Genomic DNA, 19,177 nt, shown 5'->3' with positions numbered 1-19,177 from the left:
CCCGGCAGTTCACAACAAGAGCAGCACAGGAGGTCGATACCGGCAGCGCGTTTTTCGATGCTGACGGTGCCGAATGGCGCTGCGGCTTGACCAGGGTCAAGCGAAGTCTTTGTCGGGGTGTCGATTGCCACAGTAAGTCGGTCGTTCGCGACTATGCTGGATGTATCCGAAGTTTAACGACAGACGTTAACCAGAGACGGATAGCCATGACAACACGAACAGCATTGGTGACAGGTGGCATGGGCGGTTTGGGCGAGGCGATCAGCCTGCGGCTTGCCGATGCCGGGTACCGCGTTGCAGTCACCTGCTCACCCCAAAATCACGATTGCGAAGGATGGGTCGAGCGCATGCGCGCCACGGGCCGGGACTTCGCCGCTTATCGTGTCGACGTTGCCGACTTCGCGTCCTGCGAGACTTGTGCGAAAGCCGTCGAATCGGACTCCGGTCCGGTAGATATTCTCATCAACAATGCGGGGATTACGCGCGATGCCACCATGCGCAAGATGACGGTCGAAGACTGGCAGTCGGTATTGCGCACGGATCTGGATAGCGTCTTCAACATGACCCGGCCGCTTTTCGGCGGCATGGTCGCGCGTGGCTGGGGACGCATCGTCAACATCTCCTCAGTCAATGGCAGTCGCGGCGCATTCGGGCAGGCGAACTATGCGGCTGCGAAGGCGGGCATGCACGGCTTCACCAAGGCGCTCGCGTTGGAAGTCGCCAAATCGGGTGTGACGGTCAACACGATCTCACCCGGCTATCTCGCAACGAAGATGGTCACGGCCGTGCCGCAGGAAGTGCTCGAATCGCGCATCCTTCCGCAGATTCCGGTCGGCCGTCTCGGTCGCCCTGACGAAGTGGCTGCGCTCGTCGCCTTTCTTGTGTCGGACGACGCAGGTTTCATCACCGGCAGTAACCTCGCCATCAACGGCGGCATGCATATGGAGTGACGTGCAGCGACGCATCAAAACTACTGACTTAGGAGATTGACGATGTCTAAGGAAACGAATCCGGCACTGGCGCTGGTCAAACTGGGTACGGCGAGCGCGCTGGGTGCTTACGGGATTCTGCTGGAAGCCGCGCAACGCACGCATCAGTTGCAAGTCGAGCGCGACGGCGAGTTGCTCAAAGCCCATTCGGAAGCTGCCAAATCGCTGGGCGGCGCGAAAGACTTCAATGGCCTGCTGACGGCCCATCTGCAACTGCTCAACGGTCAACTCGCTCAGCAGAACGAGTTCTGGCGCGAGTGGCTGGCCGTGTGTGCGAACAATCAGTTGCTGTGGGCGGAGCATTGTCGCAAGACCGGCGAGGAGCTACAGCACGGCATGGCTGGCGCGATGACGTTGCCCGATCTGATCGGAGCGGGCACGGCCGCAGGTGCTGCGACGCAGGCGGCCGAAGCGCCGCTGCAGAAGTGGTTCCAGGCGTTCAACGAGGCGACGCAAGGCACGATGGACGCGTGGCGTCGCATGTCGACGGAAGCCGTCCAGGCGACCGAAGCCGCAGTGTCGCAGCAGTCGCCGCTTAACGGTCGCGTGCCGCCCAAGCGCGGCGGCAGCCACGCTCAGCGTTCGAGCACGTAAGTACCGGGCGCGTCGCCGAGCGAAGTCGCTGGCGGCCAGGGGGCGTCGACAGGTTTGTCGCCGCCCCCGTGTTTTCCTTGCGCCAGCAGCCACGCCTGCCATGCGGGCCACCATGAGCTTTGCATCGCGGGTGTCGCGCCGAACCACTCGTCCGGGTCGCGATAGGCCGAACCGGCTACGCGCGTGGCGACCCGGTGATGACTGCGTGCATGTCCCGGCTCGCACACCACCCCCACGTTGTGCCCGCCCGAGACGAGCGCGAACGTGAGATCGCCGTGGTTCAACAGGTGCATCTTGTACACCGAGCGCCACGGAGAAATGTGATCACGCTCGGTCGCCACGACGAACATCGGTACACGAATATCCGAGAGTGCCACCGGTTGCCCGCCGATTTTGAGCGTGCCCGTCGCCAGCGCGTTGTTCAGATAGAGTTCGCGCAGACATTGACTGTGCAGGCGAGCGGGAATGCGCGTGGTATCGGCGTTCCAGACGGTGAAGTCGGTCGTCTGTGCCGGTTCTCCGAGCAGATAGTCGTGCATGAGACGCGACCAGATCAGGTCGCGCGAATTGAGCAACTGGAAGGTGCCTGCAAGTTGTTCCCCACCGATGAATCCTTGCCGCCACATCATCGCTTCGAGATATGCGACCTGACTCGCGTCGATGAACAGGCCCAACTCTCCCGGTTCGCTGAAGTCCGTTTGCGCGGCGAGCAATGTGACGCTGGCGAGCGTCCCGGCGTCGTCTGCTTTGTGCTTCGTTTTCCCTGACGGACCGGTTGACTCCGATTGACGCGCCAGTGTCGCCGCTGCGATGGCGAGCAGGGTGCCGCCGAGACAGTAGCCGCAGGCGTGGACGGGCACGTCGCCGGTTATGCGACGCACTTCGCGCAAGGCCGTCAACAGGCCCGATTCCAGATAGTCTTCGAGGCCCCGGTCACGATCTTCCGGACCAGGGTTGTGCCACGAGATCATGAAGACGCTATGGCCTTGCGACACCAGATAGGCCACCAGCGAATGCTGCGCTTCCAGATCGAGGATGTAGTACTTCAGCAGCCACGACGGCACGATCAGTATGGGTTCGCGCCAGGTCTGCGCCTGCGCAGGCGCATATTGCAGAAGTTCGAAGAACGCATTGCGATAGACGACCTTGCCCGGCGTGGCGGCGATTTCGTGTCCGACGCGAAACGCCTTGCACGCGTCGGGACCTGCGCCGGGGGCGTTGCCTGCTGCCATATCCCGCAGATCCGACCACCAGCGTTGTGCGCCCTTGACGAGGTTCTGCCCCTGCGTCTCGCGAATCGACGAGAGCACTTCGGGGTTCGCCCACCACTGATTGCTCGGTGAAAAGACGTCGAGCCACTGTCGCGCCATGAAGCGCACGACATCGCGATGGTGCGGGTCGACACCGGGAATCTCGCCGGTCATCTCGTCGACAAATGCCTGCGTGCGCAGGAATCGCTCGCGCCACCAGGAGAACGGCGGCTTGTCCCATGACGGATCGCGAAAGCGCCGGTCGGCTTCGTGCGGACCTCCGGTGTTCGTGGCACCGGCGCTTGCAGGCTTGTCGATGGCGGCGAAGGCCTTGAACACGTTCAACTGATGGCCGGGCGCGGTCGCCGCGTGCATGACCCAGTCGGCCCATGCGAGGGCGACGGCGGCGAGGGAGACGTTGCCGGTGAAACGCGCGGTCGTCGCCATTGCGGCACGATCGAGATGGTCGGTGAACGAACTGAGTGGTGTGGCGCAGGGGGATGAAGGGGACGAGGACGCTTCCGATGGCTTCGACTCGGGCGTGGCTGGCGTTGCCTTGTGCGTTACCGAGGGATCGGGAGTCGCTCCATGCGGCACCGTCCGACGCGTGGGCGGGTTGGCCGTCTTGGGCGCGCCGCGAGACCTAGAGGCAGTGGACGAAGCCGGTGGTGGCGGCACTTCCGCCGTGGTGCGGGACTTGCTGGGTCGGGCAGTCGTGGAGCGGGACGTCTTGTCACTGCGAGCAGGCATGGCGGACTCCGTTCGGTCGCACGACGTGGGTCGTGCGTTTCACTGAATATAACGCACGCCACGTATGACTACTCTGATCTGAAACAAGTTGCGCCCGCGCGCAGCGACGGCCTAACGCACTGGAGCAGGGCTCGGCGTTGGAAGTGCAGGCGCCACCGGTATCGCCTGTGCTGGCGCGGGCTTGCGGGCCAGCCAGCTATAGCGTTTGAAGGGCTGTTCGCGGCCCGACATGATGAGCGCGATGTCGGTGATCCAGCGTTGCGTCGGCACACTCTCTCCGTGCAGCCACATCATGAGCACGAACAGACTCGCGGCCATCGGCAGCGTCTTCAGGTTAGGCGCATCGTCGCCGCGCGTGTACCACGCGAATGCCGCACAGACCGAGAATCCGACGATACAGCCCGCAATCGACTCCGAGACCGAATGCGCCGACAGCGCAACCCGTGAGACGCCTACGGCCACGCTCCCGGCCGCCGCGACCACGGTGCCGAGTACCCGCCACGGCCACGGCAGCTTACTCAGCAGCAGCCATGCGATGACCGGATAGACCGTCGCGGCAAAAAACGTATGGCCGCTCACGCCGGTGAAATCTATCTCACGAACGCCAAGCCCCCAGCCGAGGAACATGACCTTCGAGACGGCCACGACGAGAGAGCCCGCGCCAAACAGCGCAATCCAGGCGAAGGCGGCGTGCCATGCGCGTGCGGAAAGCAACCAGAGGATGAGGGCGGCGGCCAGCGGCACCGTGACGGCGGCGCTACCGAAATCGGTAATGGTGATCCAGAAGTTAGACATGACTGCCGAATGACGGCCCGGGAGCAGGGCGCTCCGGGCGAAAGCGCTATCTTACGCGTGCCGCCGTGACGAAACCAAATTGTCATGGGGCGGTGCGATATGCACCCCGGTAACCCCGTCGAATTCGATGGGGTGTCACCGGGAGAACGTCATAGTACGATGTCTGCGGTGTGACCCCCCGCACACTTTCCGGAGTTTTCATGGCTTTACCCCCGGCGCCAGCGCCTGCGCTGCGCACGCGCAACGACGGCATCGACCTGCTGCGCGGCTTGTCCATCCTGTTCGTCGTCGTTCACCACCTCGCCCTGAAGTTTCGTCTGCCACTCGGCCCAAGTTTGTTGGGGGACGTGTTGCCCGAGCGCATCGTGAAGGGCATCAGTTTCAACGGTTACGAAGCCGTGTTCGTCTTCTTCGTGATTTCCGGTTTTGTGATTACGCGTCGTTCGCTGGAACGCTACGGCTCGCTCGACGCTATGCGCTGGCGTCACTTCTACGCGATGCGCGCCGTTCGCATCTTCCCGTTGTTGCTCCTGCTGCTGGCGGTGCTGTCGGTGATGCACTTGCTCGGCGTGCCGACGTTCGTGATCAACAAGCCGGGGCAGTCGCTCGCCGGTGCCGTGACGTCGGCGCTCACGATGACGCTCAACTGGTACGAAGGCCGCACGAACTGGCTGCCGGGCGGATGGGACGTGCTCTGGTCGCTCTCCATCGAAGAGTGTTTCTATCTGGCGTTCCCATTGTTCTGTCTGTTGCTGCGCGGGCCGTGGCGCGTGCTCGCGCTCGTGGCGCTTGCCGTCTCGCTGCCGTGGACGCGCGCGGCGCTGGCAGGCAACGAAATCTGGCAGGAGAAGGCTTATCTTCCCGGCATGGCGGCGATCGCCTGGGGCGTGCTCACGGCATTGCTGATGCAACGCGTGACGCTATCGCGCGGTGTTGCCCGAGGCGTTGGCGTGCTAGGCGTGGCGGGGTTGCTTGCCGTCGTATTTTTCAACGACGTGTTGTGGCCGCGTTTGCACGATCACGTCATGTTGCTGTTGTGTCTGAGTGCGGCGCTGTGGCTTGCCGCCGCGCATGGCTCTGTGCGCGCCATGCCGCGCGGCTTCGGCTGGCTGACGCAAATGGGCCGCTGGAGTTACGAGATCTACCTCAGCCACATGTTCGTCGTGCTGGCCGTGACGCCAGCCTACCGTGCGCTCGCAGGTAACGACATGCGCTGGACGTTCCTCGTCTACGTGCCCGCGCTGATCGTCTGCACGCTGCTCGGCGGCGCGCTGCACCGGCATGTGAGCGGACCCGCCGCAAGGCGTCTGCTGCCGCGTCAGCCTGACGTGACGCCAGCCGCTGCGTTGTGATTCGTTGACGCTTGCGGCACTTTGCCGGGCGTTTTGAGGTGAGTTTCCAAACGCGCGATGGTACATTGCGGGTTCACGCTTTTTGAAGAACAGGATAGGTCGTGAGCCAAAACGCCGTCGCCGTTATGCCCGAAAGCAGCACGCTTTTGGAGATCGTCAAAACACAAACCGAAATTGCCAAACTCGGTCTGGATCTCGGCGGCGTGATGGCCTTTGTGACGGAGCGGGTGCAGCACCTGACGCAGGCGAACGGCGCGGTGGTGGAGCTGGCCGAGGGCGACGACATGGTGTACCGGGCGGCGTCCGGTGTCGCGGCCAACCTGTTGGGCATGCGTCTGTCGCGCGACGGCTCGCTCTCGGGCCAGTGTGTGAAGACGGGCGAGATCCTTCGCTGCGACGATTCCGAGACCGATTCGCGTGTCGACCGCGAGGCCTGCCGCAAGGTTGGTCTGCGCTCGATGATCGTCACACCGCTCAAGCATCTGGACACGACCGTCGGTGTGCTCAAGGTCTTCGCGCCGGACCCGTCGGCGTTCCCCGATGCCGACGTCCGCACGCTCGAACTGATGAGCGAACTTATTGCCGCGGCGATGTTCCATGCGGCGCGCTTCGAGACGAGTCAGCTCTATTTGCAAGCCACGCACGACGCGCTCACCGGCCTGCCCAATCGCGCGTTGTTCTACGACCGCTTGCGGCAGGCCGTGCATCTGGCGCTGCGTTCGTCGTCGCGGCTGGGCATTCTAAACATCGATATGGACGGGCTCAAGCCCATCAACGACCGCTACGGACATCGTGCGGGCGACGCCGCCATTCGCGCCGCTGCCGAGCGCATGAACGCCACGGCGCGACGCTCGGATACGATCGCTCGCGTGGGTGGCGACGAGTTCGGCATGATCCTGTGTGGCATTCACTCGCGTGAAGACGCCGAGGCACACAGCCAGCGACTGGCGCAGGAAGTGGGCGCGCCGTTCGAATTCGAAGGCAAGTCGCTCGAACTGGGGGTGAGCGTCGGCATCGCCATGCTGCCTGACGACGGCACAGACATGACGCAACTGATGGATCACGCCGACGAGGCGATGTACGCCATTAAGCGTGCGCGTCCCGGCACGCGACGCTGACCTGCCTGGCGACGCCGTGTCCGGCGCTCGCCTGCGTCCGCGCATTGCGTTGTGAAGAATCCCAACTTGCGGGGTTTTGGCCGCAACTTGCGGCAAGTTTGAGTCATTTCCTATCAAATAGCGCCACATCGCCCCGTAGACTGCGTCGTCTCCGACTGAGTTTTTCGAGCGATGTCTTTTTCTATTCCTTTCGTTTGGTGCATGCGCGCCGCGTTGGGCAGCGCCGCGCAGCGCCAGCGAGGGCAAGGCGAGTGTGCCCGCCCGCCCTGGGCTGCCGTCGCTGTTGCCTTCGGACTTTGGCTGGTCGCACCGCTGTCGGTGCTGGCGGCTGCTAACGGGCCGCTGCAGGCGCATCCGCGACTAACCACGGTGCCGTTGTTCGTTCTCGACACGCCGGTGTCAATGGTGTCGCAGGCGTCACGTGGTCAATTCGGCAACGGCACAAGCAGCACGAACGCACCGAACTCGCCTTTGCACGTGTCGGCCGTCGGCCCGTGGATGCCGGCAGGGCTGGCACGTCCGGGTTTGTTTTCGCAGCCGACGAACATCCGCCCGTCAGCACAGACCAAGTCGTTTGTCATGCCGGTCGCCGGGGGGCGTATCACGTCTGAATTCGGCACGCGACGCCACCCGGTCCGTCGGGTGTCGCACAGTCACACCGGCGTCGACTTCGCTGCCCCTGTCGGCACGCCGGTTCGCGCGGCCGCCGATGGCGAAGTGAAGTTCATCGGGTTCCAGCAATACGGCTATGGGCGGTACATCGTGATCTCGCACAGGTACGGGAGTGAGACCCTCTACGCGCATTTGTCGGCTGTCGTGGAGGACCTTCGCGTAGGCGACACCGTCTCAACTGGTGAGCGGATCGGCGCCATCGGACGCACGGGAACGGCCACAGGGCCTCATCTGCATTTCGAATTGCGTCGCAACGGAAATCCGGTCGATCCGGGGCCGCTGTTGCGCCAGCGCGCGGCGGACGCCGGCGGCGTCGGTAGCGATTACCAGAAGACCGTGCTGGACGTCTCTCCGGGCGCGCCGACCTGGGTGACTTATGGCCGTGCCGGCGTGCTTCCCCGCTGGAACTACTCACCGCTTTGATCCCAGCTTCGAAGTTAGTCCCTTCGCAACGTCGCTCAGGCGTTCGGGAATAAATCGTCGGGTGCGCCGGTATTACAGATAACGGCGCGCTCGAAACTCAGTCATGGTGACGAACCGGGCGCCCTCATTCTGTGGAGGTGTGCCATGAGCGATCGGGATCCGAAGGACGATGGGAAAGACGTAGACGACGCGCCAGCGATGTCGCGTCGTCGTGCGATGGCCTGTCTGGCGTGGGCTGGGGCGGGGATTTTGTGGACGCTCGACGGCGGCGTGCCACGCGGCCTCCCGCTCGCGGCGATGTTGGGCGGCACGACAGCCGCCGCTGCCGAGAAGCCATCGTCCGGCACGCTCTCGTTCGTTCAGATCAGCGATAGCCACATCGGCTTCAACAAAGCGCCGAATCCCGACCCGGCGGCAACACTTCAATCGGCGATCACCCGCATCCGGGGCGCCGCGCAGCGCCCGGCGTTCATGCTGCACACCGGCGACGTCAGCCATCTTTCCCGCCCCGAAGAGTTCGATACCGCGCAACAGATCGTGAACGGCGCGGGTCTTGAGACCCACTACGTGCCGGGCGAGCATGACGTGATCGACAGCGACGGTCAGGCATTCTTCGCGCGCTTTGCCCCGGAAAGTCGCGGTAAGGGGTGGTACAGCTTCGACCAGCAGGGCGTGCATTTCATTGCCCTCGTGAACGTCCTCAATCTCAAGGCGGGCGGCATGGGCTACCTTGGCGACGCTCAACTCGACTGGCTCGCCGCCGATCTCAAGACACGCTCGCGCAGCACGCCGCTCGTCGTGTTCACCCACATGCCGCTCTGGTCCGTTTATCCGGCGTGGGGATGGGGAACGGACGACGGCGACCGGGCGCTCGCGTTGCTGCGTCCGTTCGGGTCGGTGACGGTGCTCAACGGTCACATCCATCAGGTGCTGCAAAAAGTCGAAGGCAACGTGCGAATGCAGACCGCCATGTCGACGGCGTTTCCGCAGCCTTCGCCCGGCGACGGCCCGGGGCCGGGACCGCTGAAGGTCGACGCATCGCAACTGCGGCAGACGTTGGGGATTCGCCGCGTCGATTTCACCTCGCTGGACGGTGCGCCGCTGTTGGGCGACACCACGCTGGCGTCATGACCCGGGGCGCCGCCATGAAATCGTCTTCTTTGTCTTCTTCGTCACGCCTGAGCCCGCATGCCGCGCAACGTCGCACGCTGCTGGCAGGTTTCGCCGTCGCGGCGACGGGCATGCTCGTGCTCGCCGGGCGAGCCGAGGCCGCCGCCGCTGCCACAGATTCGGGCGCAGTCCACATCGATAACTTCACCTTTTCGCCCGCGACGCTCACCGTCAAAGCTGGCACGCGCGTGACGTGGACCAATCGCGACGACGAGCCGCACACCGTCACGAGTTCGTCGAATCCACGCACGTTTGCATCCGGCGCGCTCGATACCGACGGCACGTTCGCGTTCACCTTCGACAAGCCGGGAACGTACCCGTACTACTGTGCGATTCATCCCCATATGACGGGGGTGATCGTCGTGAAATGACCGTTCGCGCGAGCAGATGTGATTCAATGAGCCCACTGACGTTGTGTGCGCGCGCCTGCGACGATCATCGCGATGTTGTTCGAGATGCCGTTCGCGATGTCGCGCACAGCGTCAGTCCGACTCACGCGGGCACGATGTTGCCCGATCTCGGGAGATCCCGGTGACCGATGCGGAAACCCCCGGCGCTCAGGCGTCAGGACGATTCGAAGCGCTGGCCTTGCCGCATCTCGATGCGGCCTACAACCTCGCGCGCTGGCTCTCGGGCAGCGCAAGCGATGCGGATGACATCGTGCAGGAGGCCTATCTGCGTGCGCTACGCTTCTTCGATGGCTTTCGTGGCGAAAATGCGAGGGCGTGGCTGTTGGCCATCGTGCGCAATACCTGGATGACCGAGTGGCGACGCCGCTCCGATGCCGCCGACGGCACCCCATTCGACGAAGCCATGCACGGTTTGCACGAGGCGGATCGTCTGCCGGGCTGGGACGACGCGTCATCGGGCGATCCGGAAATGCTGGCCGTACGCCGCGACGAATGTGCGCTGGTGCGCGAAGCCCTCGCGGGCTTGCCGGTCGTGTTCCGCGAAGTGCTGGTTTTGCGTGAGATGGAGGATATGAGCTACCGGGAAATCGAGACGATCGTCGGCGTGCCCGCGGGCACGGTCATGTCGCGGCTCGCACGCGGCAGACAGATGCTTGCGGCGGCATTGCGTGCGGCGCAGGCGGGTGGAGCGGCAGCAGCGTCATCGTCTTCTTCCTCATCTGCGCAAGTGACACGCCTGACGCGCTTGCCGCTCGACGGCACGACTCGGGGAGGACGCGATGAGTAAGCGAGACAATGAGCGAGACAATGAGCGTGACGACATGCACGACGACCCCAAAGATCCGCCGACGACAAGCGAAACAACCACGCTGGGCAAGATGCTGCGCGACGGCTCGTTACAGCACAAAGCGCCGCAGGCGTTGCGTGAACGGCTGCGCGACGAGTTGGCGAACGCCGAGCGTCATGCCGTCGCACAGGAGACGGTGAGCGCATCGTCTGCTTCCGACGTTCAGCGCGAGCCGATCCAAGATGTGAAGCAGAACGTGAAACAGGAAGCGAAGCAGGAAACCAGACCCGCGAAACCGGTCAGGTCCACTGGCGTGGAAGCCGCATGGGGGCCGAGTCTTGCGCCGTGGCTGTTCGGTGGCGCGGGTGGTGCGATCCTTGGTGGGCTGGCGGTGGCGATGGCGTTGCTGGTGGCGCGTCCGCCTGCACCCCCGCAGGCGCCGGAACCGGCCGCTCAGACTGGCTTGCAGCCGCAGGAGATCGTGTCGAGCCATGTGCGCGCGCTGTTGTCGCAGCATCCGATCGACGTGATCTCGACGGACCAGCATACGGTCAAGCCGTGGTTCAACGGACGCCTCGACTACGCACCGCCGGTCGTCGATCTGGCGGACAAGGGATTCCCGCTCGCAGGCGGACGTCTGGACTACGTCGGCGGTCGCACGGTGTCCGTGCTCGTCTACCACACCGACAAGCATCCGATCGATGTCTACGTGTTTCCGTCACGCGACAAGGCGTCCGCTGCGCCCATGATCACCGGCAGCGACGGCTATGCGATCGCCCGCTGGCGACGCAATGGCATGACGTACTGGGCGATCACCGACGCAGAGCCGTCGCATCTGCGTGTCTTCGTGGAAGCGTTGCAGGCGGCGACCTGATATCGTGACGGCTGTTGATCGATAGCCCCCCGATGGAGTGATTCATGTCGCAAAACCAGCCGTCGAATACCTCGCACGCCCCGACCAATCCGGCATGGCAGGCGTCGCAGTACGTCAAGTTCGAAGACGAGCGCACGCGTCCCGTGCGCGATCTCGTCGCCGCGATCCCCGAGCTTCCCGGCCGCGATGCGGCACGCGTCGTGGATATCGGCTGCGGCCCCGGCAACTCGACCGAAGTGCTGGCCGCGCGCTATGCGCAGGCACAAGTACTCGGGCTGGATAGTTCGCAGGATATGGTCGACGCGGCGCGCAAACGTCTGCCGCAGTTTCATTTCGACGTCGCGGATATCGGTGCGTGGAAAGACGGTCCGTTCGATGTGATTCTCGCGAACGCCGTGTTGCAATGGCTGCCCGATCACGAAACGCTGTATCCGCGTCTCGTCGCGTGTCTTGCGCCCGGTGGTTCGCTCGCGGTGCAAACGCCGGACAATCTCGACGAACCCGCTCACCGGCTGATGCGCGAAGTCGCCGCCGACCCGCGCTGGGCCGAGACGCTCAAAGGCACGGAACGCACCGCGCGTCATGGCGCAGCGTTCTACTATCCGATGCTGCGTGCCCTGTGCTCGCGCGTCGATATCTGGCGCACGACTTACTATCATCCGCTCGCAGGCGGTGCGCCGGCTGTCGTGGAATGGTTCAAGGGCAGTGCGCTGCGTCCGTTTCTGACGAAGCTGGACGACGCCTCGCGCGAGGCGTTCCTCGCCCGCTACACGGAAGAAATCGCGAAGGCTTATCCGGCGCTAGCCGACGGCACGGTGCTGTTGCCGTTCCCGCGACTCTTCGTGGTGGCCACGCGCTGATCGAGCCAGCGTGCCGTGCAGGCGGCACCGGCTACGGCCAGCAACATCGGCGCGAGGAAATCCTGATTCACGTGCGTGAATTCCAGCGCCAGCACCACGGCCGTGATCGGCATGCGCATCGACACGGCGAGGAAGGCGGTGGCCCCGATGAGGGCTGCCGCGCCGAGCGCGACTTCCATCGCCTGCGGCAACGCGCCATTCCACAATCCCCCGAGCACGACCGCGAGTAACGCGCCGTTCGCCAGTCCCGGTGTGAGCAGACCGCCTGCCGCCCCGGCGCGCAGACTGCTCCACGTAAAGAGCACGCGCAGCACAAGCAGCACGAATGCCAGCGCCGTCACCAGTTCGCCATTGAACGCGAGCGATGCCGGGCCCTTGCCGTTGCCCGGCAATTGCGGGTACCAGGCGATGACCAGACCCAGCACCATGAAGTTAGCCAGTGCGAAGACCGGCGCACGCCAGTCGCGCGGTGCGGCGGCGCGGGCGCTTTCCGTCAATCGCGCGAATGCCCACGCGGCCACCCCGACGAGCGGGCCGCACACGAGCGCCCAACCGACGAGCGGCGCAGTGACGTCGAACGCCGGGAGCGTGTACTGCTGTTCCGCACCCATGCCGATCCATGCGACAGCGGCGGCAATCGCCGAGGTCGCAAAGGCGGGCAGCACCGCGCGCCAGGCGAACGTACCGAGCAGAACTTCCAGCACGAAGATCGCACCACCGAGCGGCACGTTGTAGACGGCGGCGAGTCCCGCGCCTGCGCCACATGCGACGAGCAGACGGCATTGTTCGGCAGACAGCCCGGCGCGACGCGCCAGTTGGTCGCCGACGAGCGCACCGATTTCACGCGGCGCGACTTCGCGCCCGAGCGGCGAGCCGAGCGCGACCGTGACGATCTGCAACAGGGCATGGGCGAGCGTGCTGCCGACGGGCATCGGGCGGGAGCGTCCGACCGCATCTTTGATCGAGACGAGCTTTGCGCCGTAGCGATGCACGGCATACCAGCCGAGACCGGCAACCACGCCGCACACCGTCAGCACGGCAAAGCGCCGCTCGGGCGAGGCGGCCGCAACGCCGCTCAAAAAGCTCTGCGCGCCGAAGACCTGATCCTCGGCATAGCCGAAGGCCAGGTGCTGAACGATATGGAGCAGGGCGGCGAGCAGTGTGCCGCCGATGCCAGCACCAATCCCCGTCAACACAGTGACGACGGCGAGCGTCGCGAGCGGGGTGGCTCGGACGCCCTCCGTCTGCGCGCTCTCGCGGCCAGTCGGTGCGATGGCCGTGCGCGGGATCGGTTGCCCGGTCTGTTGCGTTGGGATTTGCGTGGCTTGCGGGGTGTTCATCGTGCTGCGCCTTAACTCCGGATACTCAGGACGTGCCTGTTCGTCCCTGCCTGTCTCTGTTAATCAGGGAATACCCGGAGTGTATGGCGCAACGCAACATAAGAGAAATGAATGTTGCGTTGATATTTATGATTATTTCGTATGAGTTTCGAGTGCGATGTCCGGACCGGCGACCGGCAGGTGCAGTTCGGCGCGCAGCCCGCCGCCGGGGCGGTTCGAGAGGATCAGCGAGCCATCGTGTGCCTGTGCGATGGTGCGGGCGATGGCCAGACCGAGACCGGCACCGTCGGGACCGCCGGGCACACCGTCATGTCCCTGCTCAGCGACCTGACGATGGACTCCGGCGCGCACGAACGGCTCGACGGCTGCCGACAGCTCGGCCTCCGGGATGCCAGGGCCGCGATCTTCCACTACGATTTCCAGATGCGTGCCCTGAGCCGACAGATGTGCCGACACCCGACATCCACCGGCGTAGCGCAACGCGTTGTCGACAAGGTTCTGCACGCAGCGTCGCAATGTGCGCGGATAGCCGCGTACCGTGCCGCTTGCGCTTTGGTCGCGCACCCGCACGTCGCCGCCTGTCTCTCTCGCGTCTTCCGCCACGGCGCGCAGCAGGGCTTCGATATCGACGTCGCGCAACGCTTCGCCACTCGGCACGCCGCGCACATGATCGAGCGACGCGGCGATCATCGCTTCCATTTCCATCAGGTCCTGACGAAAGCGCTCGCGTTGCGCCGGGTCGCCGAGCGTTTCCGCACGAAGTCGCAGCCGTGTGAGCGGCGAGCGCAGATCGTGCGAGACGGATGCGAGAAACGCCGTACGCGCCTGCATGGCTTCGATCAGCCGATGCTGCATGGCGTTGAACGTCTGTGCAGCGCGGCGCACCTCCACCGGGCCGTTCTCATTGAGGGGCGGGCTATGAATGTCGCGCCCGAGCCGGTCGGCCGCCGCCGACATGCGCGCCAGCGGACGCAAGGCGATCCGCACCGCGATCACCGCGATCAGAATCACGGCAAAAATGCGCGCGAGATAGATGCGGACGAAGTAATCCGCGAACGCCGCACCGGGGCGCAGATCGAGCCCGGCCTGACCCGCCACCACGGCGAGCGACATCCATTGACCGTCTTGCAGACGCACGTCGGCGGCGAGGTGCGCCGTCGGCGCGTGCGCGCGCAGGAGCGTGGCGAGCGCCAAGGGTTCGCCGGTGTCGTCGTACAGCACGACCGGGTGCGCGACGAACGGATGCATCGGACCGAGTTGCGACGTGAGGACGTTGTCGAACAGATCGTCGGAGAAGTGCGACATGCGCTGTTGCGCGGCGGGGGCGTCGATATTGCGCACCTCGACACCGGTCGCGCGCAGCCGCTGCATCAGCGCGCCGCGCTCGGCGGGCGGAACGACGTCGAACAATTTGACCGCATCGGCGATGCGCGCGCCGCCCGAGCGTACCGGCACTTCGGCCACGCGGCCGTACCGGGCGTCGAACCACACAGTGCCTGTGACGAGTTGCGTCGCGAGCATGCCGATGACGAGAATCAGCGCGAGGCGGCCAGAGAGCGTGCTTGGCCAGCCAAGATAGCGACCATAGCGTGCCCATCGCGAAGCGTACGACGAAGGTGCAGTCTGCGCACGGGAGACATCAGACATGCGAAGCCACCACATCGGCGGCGAGCATATAGCCCTCGTTGCGAACCGTACGAATCAGCGGCGACGGCCGTGCACGCGTATCGAGATGGGCGCGCAGACGGCTCACGCAGACGTCGATGGCGCGATCGTTGGCGGCCCCATGACGGCCGAACGCGCAGTCGAGCAGAAAGTCGCGCGAGAGCGGCCGGTGCGGATGCGTCACCAGGGCCTGCAACGTGCGGTAATCGGAGCCGCCCAGTGTGATCACGCGGCCTTCGGGCGAAATGAGCTGGCGCGCGAGCGTATCGAGCCGCCATCCGTCGAAATCGAAATACGCTGCCTGTGAAGGCTGGAGCGGGGCAGGGTGCGGCGCGGGGGACGACGACACCGGCACAGCGCGTGCGGCCATCACGCCGTCGGAAGTCACCGCCTGCGCGCTGCCCAGCGGCAGACGCGGCCCGCGTCGCAACACCGCCTTGATGCGCGCGAGCAACTCACGCGGATCGAAGGGCTTGGGAAGGTAATCGTCGGCACCCACCTCGAGGCCGACGATGCGGTCGAGCAACGTGCTGCGCGACGTCAGCATTACGACCGAAACGTCGCCGCGGGCGTGCAACTGTCGACAAAGCGACAAGCCATCCTCGCCCGGCAGCATCAGATCGAGCACCACCACATCGGCAGGCATCGCGGCGAGTTGCGCCCACATCTGCACGCCGTCGGCGGCGGTCGCGACATCGAAACCCGACTCGCGCAGATAGTCCGAGAGCAGGTCGCGAATCTGCGGATCGTCGTCGACGATCAGCAACCGGGCAACCGAACGCGCGGGAGCCATAGTGGAAACAGCAGTAGAAGAGGGGGCGGCCGACATCACAAGGACATTCCAAAGAACGGGAGTCTACCGGCGGGCGCTCCTTTTGCGAGCGTCGCCCATATACCGATACACGCCAATACAAACCAATACATACCGAAATTCCGTCAACACGAAGCCAACACAACGCAACGCTACATTCTAATGGAAATGAGAATGGTTCGTGATTCTATGTTGGATGTCACTGTGATGCGGATGTTTTTCTCTCAGACTGTCAGACGCGCTGCGTGCGCGGCGAGCGTTGTACTGTCGACAACGCTTGCGGCCATGACCGCATCGGCGGTCGTCACCCCGGCCCATGCGGGCGAAACTGTCACCGATATGGCCGGACGGCAAGTCACGTTGCCTGATCACGTCGACCGGATTCTGCTCGGCGAGGGCCGACTGCTATATGCCGTGGCGTTGCTGGAAGGCAAGCAGCCGCTTGCGCGTATCGTCGGCTGGCAGGGCGAGCTGCAATCGCTCGACCCGCAGACGTGGCAGCAGTACGAAAAGATATTCCCGAAGATCGACACCATTCCGAAGATCGGCCAGTCGTCGGAAGCGACGGTCAGCGCGGAGAAGGCGCTGGCACTCAAGCCGGACCTCGCCATCTTCAGCATCGGCGGTCACGGCCCCGGGCGGCACAACGCGCTGGTCAAGGAGTTCGCCGCCGCCGGTGTGCCGGTGATCTTCGTGGACTTTCGTCAGAAGCCGCTTGAAGACACGGTGCCGAGTCTGCGGCTGATGGGCAAAGCCATGCACCGCGAAGCGCAGGCCGACGCTTACATCTCGCTCTACGAATCGCATCTGAAGACCGTGCGCGATGCCGTGGCGACGATTGCGGCGAACGAACGTCCGAAGGTCTTCGTACAGATGCTCGCGGGCGTCTGGCCCGGTTGCTGCCACACGGTCGGCAACGGCAACATCGGCGAGTTCGTCGACGCGGCGGGCGGTGTGAATATTGCACGTGACTTGCTGCCCGGCGTAATCGGCGACCTGAACATCGAGCATGTGATTGCGTCCCGGCCGGACGTCTATATTGCGACCGGCACGCGCGGCAATGCCAATCAGTTGCGTATTCACGTGGGGGCCGAGACGTCGGCGCGCGATGCGCGCGACTCGTTGAATGCCTTCGTGAAGTCGCCGGGCATTGCGTCGATCAAAGCAGTGCGCGAGGGCCGCACGCACGGGCTCTGGCACAACTTCTACGACTCGCCGTACAACATTGTGGCCGTCGAAGCGATGCTCAACTGGTTCTATCCGGGCCGCTTCAAACAGATCGATGCGAACGCGACGTTTGCCGAGATTCACAAGCGCTTCCTCGCGGTGCCGTTCAACGGCACTTACTGGACCGACGGAGATAAGCCGTGAGTCTTGCCGGAGAAGTGGCGGATCTGTCCCGCGCATCAGGGCGCGCGCTGCCGGGTGACCCGTCGGCGAAGCTGGCGGCAGAAGATGTTTTGCACGCGGGGGTGGCGAGTGGTTATCGCCGGTTGAACCTGCGCCGTGCCCTCTGGCTCGTTGCGCTGGCGGCGCTGATCGTGCTCGCGTTGGCGCTGGACTTCACACACGGGCCGTCGGCGCTAGGCTGGCGCGATCTGTGGCGAACGATCGTGTCGCCTGCGACCGCAAGCCTCGATGCGCAGGTCATCGTCTGGCAGATTCGTCTGCCTTACGCCCTCATGGCGGTGCTTGTCGGTGGTGCGCTGGGTCTGGCCGGAGGCGAGATGCAGACGATCCTCGACAATCCGCTCGCCAGTCCGTACACGCTGGGCGTGTCGGCGGCGGCCGCCTTCGGCGCGGCGCTGGCCATTGTGCTCAACCTGCATGTGCCCGGTGTGCCGGACGTGTGGGTCGTGCCCGTGAACGCTTTCATCTTCGCGCTGATTTCCGCGCTGGTGCTCGATGGTGTGGCGCGCTGGCGCGGTCTGCCGACTTCGGGCGTGGTGCTCATGGGCATCGCTCTCGTTTTCGTCTTCCATGCGCTCGTCTCGCTGATGCAGTTCGTCGCCACCGAGGACGCCTTGCAAGGTCTCGTGTTCTGGACGCTGGGCAGCCTCACGCGCAGCGACTGGACACAGGTACGCGTGCTGGGCGGGGTGCTCGTGATCATGGCGGTGCTGGCATGGCGTCAGTCGTGGGCGATGACGGCGCTGCGACTGGGTGAAGACCGCGCAGCGAGCTTCGGGATTCGTGTGGCGCGCCTGCGGCTTGTCACACTCATGCGCGTGTCGTTGCTCTCGGCGCTGACGGTGTCCTTCGTCGGCACCATCGGCTTTGTCGGGCTGGTCGCACCCCACATCGCGCGTGGCATCTTCGGTGAAGACCATCGCTTCTATCTGCCCGGCTGCGTGATCGTCGGCGCGCTGGTCATGTCGCTTGCGTCTATCGCGTCGAAGACACTGCTGCCCGGGGTGATCATTCCTGTGGGCATCGTAACGGCGCTCGTCGGCATTCCGTTCTTCCTCGTGATCGTGGTGCGTTCGAGCGGGAGGTCGCTGTGATCGGATCGTCTCAAACACTCGCCCTGTCGGCGACGGGCATCGACGTCACGCTCGGCCGTCGTCACATCCTGCATGACGTGTCGCTGCCACCGCTGCCTGCTGGCAGCGTCACCGCGCTGCTCGGCCCGAACGGCTCGGGGAAATCGACCCTGCTGCGTACGCTCGCCGGACTCGTGTCCGGGCGCGGCGAAGTGACGTTCGGTGGTGAGGTCCTGCACCGCTGCACGGGCCGTACGCCTGCGCGCGATGTCGTTTATCTGCCGCAAGCACTGCCCGCTGGGGTGCATCTGCGCGTGCTCGAATCGGTGCTGGCCGCCGGGCATGGCGCGCGCCGTGCCGCGCGCGATTCCGTGAGTGCGACAGCACCGACACCTGCCGTCGTCATGGCGTTGCTGACCCAGTTGGGGATCGAAGCGCTCGCCATGCGATTTCTCGACGAACTCTCCGGCGGTCAGCGACAACTGGTCGGGTTGGCGCAGGCGCTGATTCGTGCGCCGCGCATCCTGCTCCTGGACGAGCCGCTGTCGGCGCTCGATTTGCACCACCAGTTTCAGGTGATGCGGCTCATTGCGCGCGAGACCGTGGCCCGTCAGATGATCACCGTGGTGGTCATGCACGACCTGTCGATTGCCATGCGTCACGCCAATGCGGCCGTGATGCTGCGCGACGGACGCGTGGTCGCCGCAGGCGATGTCGGGGACGTGGTGACGGCTGATGCCATCGCCCGCGTTTTCGACGTGCAGGCCCGGGTCGAGCGCTGCTCGCGCGGCCTGCCGCAACTGATCGTGGACGACGTCGTGACACCCGTCTAGA

The 19,177-nt window shown here is 64.7% G+C and carries 19 protein-coding genes; 14 read left to right on the top strand and 5 right to left on the bottom strand.

Annotation, left to right across the window (positions count from 1 at the left end):
* Positions 1-206: 206 nt before the first annotated feature.
* Positions 207-950, top strand: coding sequence for an acetoacetyl-CoA reductase (gene phbB, locus NTU39_RS14980; RefSeq protein ID WP_257957962.1), 744 nt, complete (start codon positions 207-209; stop codon positions 948-950).
* 42 nt (positions 951-992) lie between these two features.
* Positions 993-1,583 carry a hypothetical protein gene (locus tag NTU39_RS14975; RefSeq protein ID WP_150662869.1) on the top strand — a complete coding sequence of 197 codons (591 nt, stop codon included), beginning with the start codon at positions 993-995 and terminating at the stop codon, positions 1,581-1,583.
* On the opposite strand, the gene NTU39_RS14970 is transcribed toward NTU39_RS14975, so the two are convergent.
* Positions 1,565-3,280, bottom strand: coding sequence for a PHA/PHB synthase family protein (locus NTU39_RS14970; RefSeq protein ID WP_150663478.1), 1,716 nt, complete (start codon positions 3,278-3,280; stop codon positions 1,565-1,567). The genes NTU39_RS14975 and NTU39_RS14970 overlap by 19 nt on opposite strands.
* A 22-nt stretch (positions 3,281-3,302) precedes the next feature.
* On the opposite strand from NTU39_RS14970, the gene NTU39_RS14965 reads away from it, so the two are divergent.
* The gene (locus tag NTU39_RS14965; RefSeq protein WP_257957961.1) at positions 3,303-3,629 is read left to right on the top strand and encodes a hypothetical protein; all 327 of its coding nucleotides are present in this window, start codon (positions 3,303-3,305) and stop codon (positions 3,627-3,629) included.
* A gap of 65 nt (positions 3,630-3,694) precedes the next feature.
* Here NTU39_RS14965 and NTU39_RS14960 read toward each other — a convergent pair whose 3' ends face one another.
* Positions 3,695-4,378 (bottom strand): phosphatase PAP2 family protein, encoded by a 684-nt coding sequence (locus NTU39_RS14960; RefSeq protein WP_257957960.1) that lies wholly within the window; start codon positions 4,376-4,378, stop codon positions 3,695-3,697.
* A gap of 200 nt (positions 4,379-4,578) precedes the next feature.
* Between NTU39_RS14960 and NTU39_RS14955 the strand changes: the two genes are divergently transcribed.
* The 8 genes from NTU39_RS14955 (at position 4,579) to tam (ending at position 12,044) form a co-directional block, all read left to right on the top strand.
* A complete protein-coding gene (locus NTU39_RS14955; protein ID WP_257957959.1) occupies positions 4,579-5,730 on the top strand; it encodes an acyltransferase family protein in 1,152 nt (383 codons plus the stop codon).
* Positions 5,731-5,855: 125 nt separating this feature from the next.
* On the top strand, positions 5,856-6,848 hold the full coding sequence (locus NTU39_RS14950; protein WP_150663477.1) for a sensor domain-containing diguanylate cyclase: 993 nt from the start codon (positions 5,856-5,858) through the stop codon (positions 6,846-6,848).
* 201 nt (positions 6,849-7,049) lie between these two features.
* Positions 7,050-7,943, top strand: a complete 894-nt coding sequence (locus tag NTU39_RS14945; RefSeq protein ID WP_257957958.1) for a M23 family metallopeptidase — start codon at positions 7,050-7,052, stop codon at positions 7,941-7,943.
* A 144-nt stretch (positions 7,944-8,087) separates the two neighbouring features.
* Positions 8,088-9,074 carry a metallophosphoesterase family protein gene (locus NTU39_RS14940; protein ID WP_174984242.1) on the top strand — a complete coding sequence of 329 codons (987 nt, stop codon included), beginning with the start codon at positions 8,088-8,090 and terminating at the stop codon, positions 9,072-9,074.
* Positions 9,075-9,088: 14 nt separating this feature from the next.
* Positions 9,089-9,484, top strand: a complete 396-nt coding sequence (locus NTU39_RS14935) for a cupredoxin domain-containing protein (protein ID WP_217426125.1) — start codon at positions 9,089-9,091, stop codon at positions 9,482-9,484.
* Positions 9,485-9,644: 160 nt separating this feature from the next.
* A complete protein-coding gene (locus tag NTU39_RS14930) occupies positions 9,645-10,310 on the top strand; it encodes an RNA polymerase sigma factor (RefSeq protein ID WP_257957957.1) in 666 nt (221 codons plus the stop codon).
* The gene (locus tag NTU39_RS14925; RefSeq protein WP_257957956.1) at positions 10,303-11,184 is read left to right on the top strand and encodes an anti-sigma factor family protein; all 882 of its coding nucleotides are present in this window, start codon (positions 10,303-10,305) and stop codon (positions 11,182-11,184) included. Before NTU39_RS14930 ends, NTU39_RS14925 begins: the two co-directional genes overlap by 8 nt.
* Before the next feature lie 44 nt (positions 11,185-11,228).
* Entirely contained in the window at positions 11,229-12,044 is an 816-nt protein-coding gene (gene tam / locus NTU39_RS14920; RefSeq protein ID WP_257957955.1) for a trans-aconitate 2-methyltransferase, read from the top strand.
* On the opposite strand, the gene NTU39_RS14915 is transcribed toward tam, so the two are convergent.
* The 3 genes from NTU39_RS14915 to NTU39_RS14905 form a co-directional block, all read right to left on the bottom strand.
* Positions 11,975-13,384, bottom strand: coding sequence for a chloride channel protein (locus NTU39_RS14915; RefSeq protein WP_150662864.1), 1,410 nt, complete (start codon positions 13,382-13,384; stop codon positions 11,975-11,977). The genes tam and NTU39_RS14915 overlap by 70 nt on opposite strands.
* A 132-nt stretch (positions 13,385-13,516) precedes the next feature.
* The gene (locus tag NTU39_RS14910) at positions 13,517-15,031 is read right to left on the bottom strand and encodes an ATP-binding protein (protein ID WP_257957954.1); all 1,515 of its coding nucleotides are present in this window, start codon (positions 15,029-15,031) and stop codon (positions 13,517-13,519) included.
* Positions 15,024-15,842 (bottom strand): response regulator, encoded by an 819-nt coding sequence (locus tag NTU39_RS14905; protein ID WP_150662862.1) that lies wholly within the window; start codon positions 15,840-15,842, stop codon positions 15,024-15,026. The genes NTU39_RS14910 and NTU39_RS14905 overlap by 8 nt, the downstream gene beginning before the upstream one ends.
* Before the next feature lie 303 nt (positions 15,843-16,145).
* Between NTU39_RS14905 and NTU39_RS14900 the strand changes: the two genes are divergently transcribed.
* From NTU39_RS14900 to NTU39_RS14890, 3 genes are all read left to right on the top strand, one after another.
* Positions 16,146-17,231 (top strand): ABC transporter substrate-binding protein, encoded by a 1,086-nt coding sequence (locus NTU39_RS14900; RefSeq protein WP_257957953.1) that lies wholly within the window; start codon positions 16,146-16,148, stop codon positions 17,229-17,231.
* Positions 17,232-17,302: 71 nt separating this feature from the next.
* Positions 17,303-18,364: a FecCD family ABC transporter permease gene (locus NTU39_RS14895; RefSeq protein ID WP_373275409.1), complete on the top strand. Its 1,062-nt coding sequence runs from the start codon at positions 17,303-17,305 to the stop codon at positions 18,362-18,364.
* Positions 18,364-19,176, top strand: a complete 813-nt coding sequence (locus tag NTU39_RS14890) for an ABC transporter ATP-binding protein (RefSeq protein ID WP_217426137.1) — start codon at positions 18,364-18,366, stop codon at positions 19,174-19,176. The genes NTU39_RS14895 and NTU39_RS14890 overlap by 1 nt, the downstream gene beginning before the upstream one ends.
* Position 19,177: the final 1 nt, after the last annotated feature.

It is taken from the genome of Pandoraea commovens (assembly GCF_024704525.1).
Taxonomy (GTDB): domain Bacteria; phylum Pseudomonadota; class Gammaproteobacteria; order Burkholderiales; family Burkholderiaceae; genus Pandoraea; species Pandoraea commovens.
Note: the sequence above shows the minus strand (reverse complement) of the source record. Positions and strands in the feature narration are given on the sequence as shown.

What these genes read in the sequence shown, in the direction of transcription:
- phbB (WP_257957962.1), top strand. Translation starts at nt 207, where the DNA reads ATGACAACACGAACAGCATTGGTGACAGGTGGCATGGGCGGTTTGGGC.
- NTU39_RS14975 (WP_150662869.1), top strand. Translation starts at nt 993, where the DNA reads ATGTCTAAGGAAACGAATCCGGCACTGGCGCTGGTCAAACTGGGTACG.
- NTU39_RS14970 (WP_150663478.1), bottom strand. Translation starts at nt 3,280, where the DNA reads ATGGCGACGACCGCGCGTTTCACCGGCAACGTCTCCCTCGCCGCCGTC.
- NTU39_RS14960 (WP_257957960.1), bottom strand. Translation starts at nt 4,378, where the DNA reads ATGTCTAACTTCTGGATCACCATTACCGATTTCGGTAGCGCCGCCGTC.
- NTU39_RS14955 (WP_257957959.1), top strand. Translation starts at nt 4,579, where the DNA reads ATGGCTTTACCCCCGGCGCCAGCGCCTGCGCTGCGCACGCGCAACGAC.
- NTU39_RS14950 (WP_150663477.1), top strand. Translation starts at nt 5,856, where the DNA reads ATGCCCGAAAGCAGCACGCTTTTGGAGATCGTCAAAACACAAACCGAA.
- NTU39_RS14945 (WP_257957958.1), top strand. Translation starts at nt 7,050, where the DNA reads ATGCGCGCCGCGTTGGGCAGCGCCGCGCAGCGCCAGCGAGGGCAAGGC.
- NTU39_RS14940 (WP_174984242.1), top strand. Translation starts at nt 8,088, where the DNA reads ATGAGCGATCGGGATCCGAAGGACGATGGGAAAGACGTAGACGACGCG.
- NTU39_RS14935 (WP_217426125.1), top strand. Translation starts at nt 9,089, where the DNA reads ATGAAATCGTCTTCTTTGTCTTCTTCGTCACGCCTGAGCCCGCATGCC.
- NTU39_RS14925 (WP_257957956.1), top strand. Translation starts at nt 10,303, where the DNA reads ATGAGTAAGCGAGACAATGAGCGAGACAATGAGCGTGACGACATGCAC.
- tam (WP_257957955.1), top strand. Translation starts at nt 11,229, where the DNA reads ATGTCGCAAAACCAGCCGTCGAATACCTCGCACGCCCCGACCAATCCG.
- NTU39_RS14915 (WP_150662864.1), bottom strand. Translation starts at nt 13,384, where the DNA reads ATGAACACCCCGCAAGCCACGCAAATCCCAACGCAACAGACCGGGCAA.
- NTU39_RS14910 (WP_257957954.1), bottom strand. Translation starts at nt 15,031, where the DNA reads ATGTCTGATGTCTCCCGTGCGCAGACTGCACCTTCGTCGTACGCTTCG.
- NTU39_RS14905 (WP_150662862.1), bottom strand. Translation starts at nt 15,842, where the DNA reads ATGGCTCCCGCGCGTTCGGTTGCCCGGTTGCTGATCGTCGACGACGAT.
- NTU39_RS14900 (WP_257957953.1), top strand. Translation starts at nt 16,146, where the DNA reads ATGACCGCATCGGCGGTCGTCACCCCGGCCCATGCGGGCGAAACTGTC.